Origin of the sequence: Gordonia desulfuricans NBRC 100010 (assembly GCF_001485495.1) — a bacterium.
Lineage (GTDB): Bacteria > Actinomycetota > Actinomycetes > Mycobacteriales > Mycobacteriaceae > Gordonia > Gordonia desulfuricans.
Map to the genome: position 1 here is coordinate 1 of NZ_BCNF01000215.1, position 1,767 is coordinate 1,767.

At 61.3% G+C, this 1,767-nt stretch carries 2 protein-coding genes; both read left to right on the top strand.

Annotated features, from left to right (window positions below; all coding sequences use genetic code 11):
* The first annotated feature begins 118 nt into the window (after positions 1–118).
* Positions 119–436: a transposase gene (locus tag GD1_RS23905; RefSeq protein ID WP_059040018.1), complete on the top strand. Its 318-nt coding sequence runs from the start codon at positions 119–121 to the stop codon at positions 434–436.
* Entirely contained in the window at positions 433–1,326 is an 894-nt protein-coding gene (locus GD1_RS23910) for an IS3 family transposase (protein ID WP_162128940.1), read from the top strand. Before GD1_RS23905 ends, GD1_RS23910 begins: the two co-directional genes overlap by 4 nt.
* The last annotated feature ends 441 nt before the right edge of the window (positions 1,327–1,767 follow it).

Genomic DNA, 1,767 nt, shown 5'->3' on the forward strand with positions numbered 1-1,767 from the left:
CTTGATCAGATGGCGCAGAGTCTGACTGACCTCGAACGGGTGCGAGGCTCTGAGGTTCCCCAGTTTGAGTGGACACCCGAGGTAGTGGGGCTACGGGTCCTGCTGGAAGGATGTCACTATGTCCAGGACGCGTCGGTCGTTTACGCCTGAGTTCAAGGCGGAGGCTGCTCGTCGGGTGATTGATGGCGGCCGCCCGATCTCTGAGGTCGCTCGTGAGTTGAACGTGCATGAGAATCTGTTGGGCAAATGGGTTCGCGCCGAACGCATTCGCGACGGAGTGATCACCGAGGGGCGGGCAGCTCCGCCGGATGGTGAGCTCAGCGCCGGTGAGCGCGCGGAGCTGGTGCGATTACGTGCCGAGACCGCCGAGAAGGACCGCGCCATTGCGTTCCTGAAAAAAGTCTCGGCGTACTTTGCGGCACAGCAACACCGGTGAGCTGTTATGAACTCATCGCCGCGGAGTGCGCCGGCCATGACATCACTGATCTTGTTGAGTTGCTGGGGGTTTCACGCTCAGGATACTATGCTTGGGCAGGTCGTCAGCGGCGTGGTGAACCGACGGCGCGGCAGCAGCGTCGCCGTGATCTCGAAGTCAAGATCTTGGCTCACTGGAAGAGATCGCAACGCACCTACGGCTCCCCGCGCATCACCGCCGACTTACACGACGAGGGCGTGTCGGTCTCGGAGAATACCGTCGCCAAGATCATGGCCGAGGTGGGTGTTGAGGGCATCAGCCCGCGCACCTTCAAAGTCAAGACGACCGTGGTCGATCCGAGGGCGTCGTTCCCACCCGACCGGGTGGGGCGGGTCTTTGATCAGGGCCGTCTTGATGCTGTCTGGACCTCGGATATCACCTATCTGACCTGCGGTGAGGGGGATGCGTACCTGTGTGCGATCCGTGATGAGCACTCACGGCGCGTGCTGGGCTGGTCGCTGGCCGATCACATGCGTACCGAGCTCGTCGAGGCCGCCGTGGACGCTGCGGTGGCCACGCGTGGCGGGTCGGTGACGGGCACCATCCTGCACTCGGACAGAGGCAGCCAATTCACCAGCCATGACATGGCCCAGGCCTGCACGCGCCACGGGTTGCGGCGCTCGATGGGCGAGACCGGCATCTGCTGGGACAACGCCGGCGCAGAGTCGTTGTGGTCGACGGTCAAACACGAATACTACAAGCGACACGCCTTCACCACTCGCACGAATCTTACTGCAGGACTTGAGAATTACATTCGATTCTACAATCATGACAGGAGACACAGTTCGCTGGGGATGATCTCACCCATCAACTTCGAGATCAGCTCACACGCAAGTCAGCAATCAAGCTAACCGTGTCCACTTTTTCGGGGGAACCCCACTCGATCGTCACCAGCAAGAGAGCTATCAGGCCTCACCCCGAAGTCGTTGGGGTCACCAATCCGCTCAGCCAGGCGCTCTATCGCCTCGGCGGGCTTAGCCCACTTTGCCCGGATAGTCTCGCTCGAGGCCATCGCCGGCGTCGCCCCACGGGGTGCCGAAACACACCCCGTCCGGCAGACCGGTGGTTATCCGAAGCGACACGATTCCGTATGTTCCAGGAATACGTGTGGCAGTTCCTCGGTAGCGCCATCGACCATCTCCGGCTGGTCGACGAGCCTGGCAGCAAACTAACGACTACCGTTTGCGTTCGCGACACTAGCTCGCACAGCCATCACGAATACTGCGACCGCAGTGGCTTCTTGACGCGACGAAGCGACAGGTCGTTCCTCAAGCCCACCCGTCTAGTGGTTC

What these genes read in the sequence shown, in the direction of transcription:
- GD1_RS23905 (WP_059040018.1), top strand. Translation starts at nt 119, where the DNA reads ATGTCCAGGACGCGTCGGTCGTTTACGCCTGAGTTCAAGGCGGAGGCT.